We start from the raw sequence: 7158 nt of genomic DNA, 5'->3' as shown, positions 1-7158 counted from the left end.
GAAAAATCGTCCATCCGACACCCGCGCGTCGAAATGGACTGGAAGCATCACGCCTTCAACTTGCCCGCACCTGCGCCAACATGCCTGTCCTGCGATCCTCCGGAGGCGACCCCCTTCGGGTCAGTGTTGTCACGGAAACCTATCCCCCCGAAATCAACGGGGTGGCAGTGACGGTGTCGCGTCTGATCGAGCAGTTGCTCTCCAAAGGTCATCAGGTGCAATTGATCCGGCCAAGGCAACCCGCCCGCGAGCCTCGCCTGCAAGACGACGTCTTCACCGAGATTCTCACCCGGGGATTCCCTGTCCCGTGCTACCCCGAGCTGCAGCTCGGCCTCCCGGCGGGACGGCGCCTGACCGCGGAATGGGCCCGCGTCCGACCCGACGTGGTGCACCTGGCCACTCCCGGACCCCTGGCATGGTCGGCCTTGCGAACCGCCAGACGGGCGGCCATTCCTGTCGTGTCGGAATTTCGAACCAACTTCCACACCTACAGCCGCCACTACGGCGTGGGTTGGCTCGGGAAGGCCATTCTCGCCGGACTCAGATCCTTCCACAACCAGACCCTGGGAACCATGGTGCCCACCCATGCCCTCCGCCTCCAATTGGAGGCCGCCGGCTTTCGCTCCCTGACCGTCGTGGCCCGCGGCGTGGATGCCGGCCGGTTCCATCCCCGCCATCGTTCCAATGAGCTTCGCAGGCAGTGGGGTGCCGGACCCGAGACGCTCGTGGTCATTGGGGTTGGGCGGCTTGCCCTGGAAAAAAACCTGGGATTGCTCGCCTCCACATTCAAGAGCATCCGCAACGTGCGTCCGGACTCACGGCTGGTGCTCGTGGGCGATGGGCCCGCCCGTGGGCGCATGGTCCAATGGTGTCCCGAGGCGGTCTTCGCAGGGAAACGGTCTGGCCACGATCTCTCAGCCCATTATGCCTCCGCGGATCTCCTCCTGTTTCCCAGTCTCACCGAAACCTTTGGCAATGTCACCCTCGAGGGCATGGCCAGCGGCCTGGGGGTGGTGGCCTTCGACTATGGTGCGGCCCATGAATTCCTCCAATCCGGCCAGAGTGGTTGGACCGTGCCCTATGGCGATGAAACCGCCTTTCTCCGGATCGCCACAACAGTGGCCGCGGAGTCCGGCGTCCTGAACCGGATCCGTGTCCAGGCACGAAGGGAAATCAGCCATCGTGGTTGGGACGCAATTGTGGAAAAGGTCGAGGACCTTTACCAGAAGGCCCTGAAACAGCAGCCGGGGATGCGTTCATTCCGCGCCATGACGCCCGGAATTCCCAAGGGGCGCCTTACCCCGCCACGCTATCTCACCGGTATCGTCGCCTGGAACTGCAACGCCCGTTGCATCATGTGCGACGGCTCGACGCAGCCGTCTCCCAACTCCCTCGCCTCGTCCGGGATCGAGGGATTCCTCCGTCAGTTTCCCCGCCTGGATGCACTGGATGCGAAACACAATCCTGATGTCGCGAGGTCCTGCACCGCCAGGACCCCGGATGGAGCGGAGGGCCACGAAGCCGGCCTTGCTTCCACGCCCGACGGAATCACCCGGCCGGTTCCTCGCCACCGATCGGCACGGTGCGCCCATGCGTTCCCCCGCCCACCGGCCTCCAATGCAGCCCCTGACTGCAATCAGCCCGTCACGGATGTGTCAGCCGGTAGAATCGAGCCCCCATGCTTGTGGGCAAATTCAAGGTCCTGAAACCGCCCATTGACAAAGTCTGGCGGGGCTCCGCATGCCACGGACCGGATCCGTCCGAATCGCTCCGCTGCAACTGCCATCCGTCGCGATCAAGCCAGAACACCTGATGGGTATCCCCCAGATGGGTGAAATGCAGGTTCATCGGTGGTGCGCTCATAGATCCGCTAAACGCGACCGCATAGTTGGCAGAATAGGCCAGCCAGCTATAACAGATGACGAGATAGTACCCTGTCGCCGACAGCCGGAGATTCTCGACCGATGCCTGCACGCTGCCGGTAGGGTTCGCAACCGACCTGCCATGCGGATCCAGGATCCACATGGCCGGATACCGGGCGGAACTTCCGGCGGTCGGCATTCTCAAATCCACCACATCCCCGGCGGCGCCGTAGAAGAAAAAGCTGTCCACATCCCCGCCGACCAATTCGCCAGACTTGACGCCACCCGGCAGCAGTTCGCCCCCGTCAGGATCTGCCACGTTCGGCCAGGGATGCTTCAACAAAGTGAACCCGGCGCTGTGCTGGGCCGCAACACTACGCATGCCGTAAACAATCCGATGTGTTCCCGTTTTACCAATCCTGATGGCTCCGCCACTTTCGCGATTATAGCCCCAACCAAACCAACGGTTGCCGGTCTCGAACGGCTCCGCCAGCAACAGATCGCCTTCGGGTCGATAAATGGAATATACAGGCGCTGGCTCTCTCTGGTTCAGCTTGAGTGCGACCGCCACAAAGGTTTCTCCGATGGCACCCTCAAACTCCAACATGTCATAGTCACCAGGTGCAATGTCAACCCGAATGGACCTTCCCGGCACAATCTGCGTGCGGCCTTCATCGGCTGTGTTCGCCTTGTTTAGACAGAAGAGCGACAATGCGTACGGGCCTGTCCGGTTCGACATGTCCCGCACCTCGATCGTGTACTCGCCAGAGACGCTGGCAATCAGCTTGGAATCCCACCCGAGGCCGGGACTTGCAGCCTGGGCGAGCCGCGCCCCAGGCCCGGGTGGGCCTGCCGGTGAATACAGCACCACCAAGGGTTCAAGATTGCCACCGACCGCAAGGATCGGAATCAGGAGGCGATCTCCCGCCTCTGCTGAGAAATAGTAGCGATCGCTCTCGCCCAGGGTTCCAATCCCGCCTTGAATCGTCTGTCCATACCGGATCAAGTCCGCCGGTTGCGCCCATGCGCCATGGAGCAAGGCTACGAGGGTGAGAAGGGTCAGCCAGAAGTCTTTCATGGATTGGCAGCGTTCGATCGTTGAGGGGGTAATAGAGGTCACACCGCAGGACGCCGGTTGCACCGTGGCGCTCAAGCCGTTGGGTCACCCTTTCCTGGAGCCCCTCCTGCGCTTCGCATGCCGGTTCCGTCCGATGGGAGGTTCAACAGTCCACCGTGGTTCATTCTCATGGAGTCTCCTGGGCTGTGTGACTTCCGACGTTCCGCCCTTCATGGCTGGCGCTGCAGTCGGTAGAATCGTTCAGGCGCCTCGTGCCGCACCTGCACCGTGTAACGTCCGCCGGATAGCCCCGGCACCTCATCCACCGGTTCCCATAAGCCCTGTTCCAGGACTGACGTGGTCTCCAACTGCCATCGAAAGTCGGATGCCGGCCAGCTGAGTGTCAGCCCCTCGTCTCCCCACCCGAACTCCAGCCTTGGAATCAACGAGGACCGGAACGCGAGATCGGCAACGGTGACTTGGATGTCTTTCGAAGTGCCTCCCACAACTCCGAAGAAGAGTTCCACTTCGGTGCCTGCCACATCCGTCACGTCGATCCACCCGCTCTGCTCTGTCTCCTCGCGACTGATGAACCGCGTTCCCAGCGCAAATCGTCGCGATTCCCCGATGCCCATCACCAGGTCGTCTTCCCCGCCGTCGCCGGCCGCGGTGAATGTAAACGACATCGATGTCGCGTCGGCCGGGATACGCACCGGAAGCCAAACCCAGGCCGGCGGCGCAGCACCCGCGAGACCCGCATGGCGAACCGGCATGCCCTCTCCGCCGCGGCTCCGCAAGGATATCTTTACAGCGTAATTCCCAAGGTCCATCGGTGAGACCTGTCGGAGACGGCTTCGCAGGTTCACGATCGCATTCAATGCGCCGCTCGCCACGGTGCCTGCATCATCGACGAGTTCGATCATTGCCTCTCCCACCACGATGGCCCGGTGGGTGAGCCAGACACCGCCGTCGATCGCCTGCTCACCTAACCAGTTCAACCCTCCCGCCGCCAGGTCGAGCATCGCACCCACCCCATCGATCGCTGCTCCGATGGCCGTGCAGGAGAGCAACCGGGTCGGATCCTTCGAGGCCGGGATGACCCGATCCAAGACGCTCAACATGGGCTGATTCAAAAAGGGATAATGCGGCAGTCGTTCCAAATCGTACTCGGAGCCAAGACAGGGCTCTCTCCACACCTGCCCCCGGTCCACGGCACCCGCACGGTCATCGAACGCGGGCGGTTGAACGCTGGCGGGGTCCAGGGCATGGCGGGCCACCGAGAGTCCCCAGCCAGGCACCACGGGTCGAGCGTGGTTAAACGAATTCTGGTACCATCGCATCGGTTCGGTGTGCAGTTTGTGCAGTTCCTCAAGGACAGACTGCACCGTCCCCTCACCGGCAAGGCCCGCCAGCGCAGGCACAACCTTTCGCTGCAGGATCACGTTCACGCCCTCGGGATGATAGCGGCCGGTCAGCGAGATGTAGTTGTCCAGGAAGTTGAATGCCCTGGGGACCGGATGATCCCACTGGGCCATGCGCCAAAGTTGGTGATGCAGGGTCGTCAACAACCCGTTCCGTTCGGTGATGCGATGCAGGATTCCACCATCGACCAGGCTGGCGATCGCGGCGTCATCGAACAGCATCATCTGGGTGAATCCCGGCGCCCATGGCGGCTCCGGGTCCGCCAGAGTCTGATTCAGATCACCGTGCACCAGGTCTGCGGCATGGCGGTTTACCAAAGTTCCCAGGCTGTGCCCGATGAACTGAATCGGCGATGCGTACCCGTTTCCCAAGGCGCTCCGCAGCGCGAGACCAAGGGCCATTCCTTCCGCCGGGGCACGACTCGTCGGTGGCAAGGGCATTGAATGGACTTTCAGATCACAAGCTCGCGCGCCTTCGTACCAGTCCCACGCCACGAGATTGACCTTGCCGGCGTCCAGTCCGGTTCCCGCCAGGCTACGGGCCATGCTCAACGGCCAGCCTTGGACCCCTTCCTTCGATCCATCTCCCGGCGCTTCCAGGCACATGATCCAACCATGGGTCATCACAATCGTGGGCAGACTCGTGGACAGGCCCGGGGGTGCAGCAGGCCGGTCTTCCAGACCTTCTCCCGGAACCTTCCAACGGTCTCCGTCGAAGACCATCAGCCGCCCCGTGGATCGTGTCGGCGCGGTCCCGCCGGGCACCGCTGGCGCCATCTCGGGGGGTCTCACCTCGGTGGCCGGCAACACCACCTCCGGGTCCAGTCGGAAGTCCTGGCGCACCGATGCCGGGCCGAGATCCAACACCCGGCGCTCCGACCGTCTTCCCGGCGCCGATGCGATCATCTCGTAAACGCCCCCGACCAGTTCGGGCAGTTCATAGCGCCCCAGGAGGTCAGTACGGGTGCCCTGCCGCCAGTTGAAGATCCGGGCTGTGACCTCGGCCTCCGCGATGGGAGAGCCCCCAGAGTCCCGCACCGAGCCGTACACCTTGAGTCGCGGGGCCGACGCGCTCCCGAGGTTCTGAAAATACGCCACAGCAGGCCCCTCCCGGACTCTTGAGGTGGCCGCTCCCGGCTCCGGAGTTTCAATGCGAAGATAGCTCACCGGAATCGTGAGAAGGCCGTCAGGCTGCGCTGGTGACAATGCCTCGACCCGCAGAACGCTGACGATCGGTGACAACGCTGGTTCGGACTTCGGATCTCCATCGACGCCAACGGCGGGATCGGTGCTCGCCGCTTTCGCACGGCCCTCCCAAACGAGGAGATTCCCTACACCCGCCAACGCGATCCAAGCCAGCCAGACGACGACCCTGCCCCGCAACCGCAGGCGCCGCGAACCCGGGTTCCATGGATCGGCATTTCCCGACCGCAATTCCCCGCCTCCGCCTCCCATGACGGCCTCCAATCCCGCCTGTTGACCGGCATTCATTCGCCCTCGCCCAGGGTCACCAGCCGCGTCCTGGCCCACAACAATCCGCTCCCCGGCGGTAGTGGAACCCTGATGTCCGCGTAGCTGCGATCTTCCGTCCCGCGATCGTTCCGACCCGCCACGGTCACTTGCTCGCCGGTCACCGCCGACGTTGCGGTCACCAGGACTTCCGTTCCCAGCGGTAGACCCCGGCACTCAACCGTAACGCGTTGCCCTCCTTCCGACAGAAAGGGCAGGATCACTCCCGGCTTTCCCGGATCGGATCCAGCCGTCTCTTCGACCGCGATCTCCTCCACCTGAGCGATTCGCAGCGACACTCCCAGCGCGTCTGGGGCTGGAAAGACCACGGGTTGAAAGCCACGCGACACAACCCCTCCCAGGCTTCCCCCAAACGCATCGTCGATGCAGTCGATCCGCACGCGGCCGGCGCCTCCGGCTCCCACAGTCGTCGATGGGCCGCCGCCCGCATGGATGATCCCGTTACCTTCCAGCCGATTCGCAACGATGCGCACCGCGCCCCCGGATCCGGAACCGCCTACGACCCGGTTGCCGTGTCCAAAGATCCCATCCCAGAGTTCGCCTGCCCCCCCCCGGGCTTCAATCCTCCCGGTCAACCGCACCCGATCGGCGGCGATCAGGAATGCGCCTCCGCCCCCTCCACCCGCCACGCCGGCGGTGTAAACACCCGTGTGGGTCTGCGACTCCGCCGCCCCGCCACCGCCCGATCCTCCCACAAGCGGCAGCAGGTACTTGGAGCCGTACGGTTCGGGCGGTACCCCATTGGGGCTTGCGTGGAACCCCACGGTGGCGAATGCGCCCCCACTGCTCTCCGGCACCCACCCGCCGTTGGGAAGGACGCCTGCCGGGCCCCCTCCCGGCCCCAGACCCCGGGCGCCGGCATTCCCGCCGCGAAATCCCCCCGGTCCCCCGGGTCCACCGCCACCCTCGATTCCTGCCGTTCCCGACACGTCCACGATCCCCTCGATGACGCACGATCCCTGCACCAGCCAGACCACCGGGGTATTCCTCGCGTTGGGCCGAAACGTCACCATCGCGCCCTCCCGGACATGCACCGCGGCATAGCGATAGATCCCGTCCGGACGCGAATCCATGTCGATCACCAGGTCACGCGTCACCGTCAGCACACCGTCGGATCCGTCGCTTCCGGGATGCACCGTCGCGGCCCGGGCCTCGCCCATCCCCGCCAACCCGGCGACCATCCATCCCACCGTTGCCAGGCGCGCGGGCCATTGGATTCCGTGGAGCTTCATGCATTGCGGTAGTGACCACCCGTTCCATCGCCAGTCCCCCGGAAATCTTGCACGCG

The 7158-nt window shown here is 64.1% G+C and carries 4 protein-coding genes; 1 reads left to right on the top strand and 3 read right to left on the bottom strand.

Annotation, left to right across the window (positions count from 1 at the left end; genetic code table 11):
- Window positions 1-80: 80 nt before the first annotated feature.
- Window positions 81-1706: a glycosyltransferase family 1 protein gene (locus tag KF833_12145; protein MBX3746047.1), complete on the top strand. Its 1626-nt coding sequence runs from the start codon at window positions 81-83 to the stop codon at window positions 1704-1706.
- On the opposite strand, the gene KF833_12140 is transcribed toward KF833_12145, so the two are convergent.
- The 3 genes from KF833_12140 to KF833_12130 form a co-directional block, all read right to left on the bottom strand.
- Window positions 1645-2940: a hypothetical protein gene (locus KF833_12140; GenBank protein MBX3746046.1), complete on the bottom strand. Its 1296-nt coding sequence runs from the start codon at window positions 2938-2940 to the stop codon at window positions 1645-1647. The two genes, KF833_12145 and KF833_12140, sit on opposite strands and share 62 nt — an antisense overlap.
- Window positions 2941-3149: 209 nt before the next feature.
- Window positions 3150-5831, bottom strand: a complete 2682-nt coding sequence (locus KF833_12135; GenBank protein ID MBX3746045.1) for a carboxypeptidase regulatory-like domain-containing protein — start codon at window positions 5829-5831, stop codon at window positions 3150-3152.
- The gene (locus tag KF833_12130) at window positions 5828-7102 is read right to left on the bottom strand and encodes a hypothetical protein (protein MBX3746044.1); all 1275 of its coding nucleotides are present in this window, start codon (window positions 7100-7102) and stop codon (window positions 5828-5830) included. Before KF833_12130 ends, KF833_12135 begins: the two co-directional genes overlap by 4 nt.
- Window positions 7103-7158: the final 56 nt, after the last annotated feature.

It is taken from the genome of Verrucomicrobiia bacterium, assembly GCA_019634625.1.
Lineage (GTDB): Bacteria > Verrucomicrobiota > Verrucomicrobiia > Limisphaerales > CAIMTB01 > CAIMTB01.
Note: the sequence above shows the minus strand (reverse complement) of the source record. Positions and strands in the feature narration are given on the sequence as shown.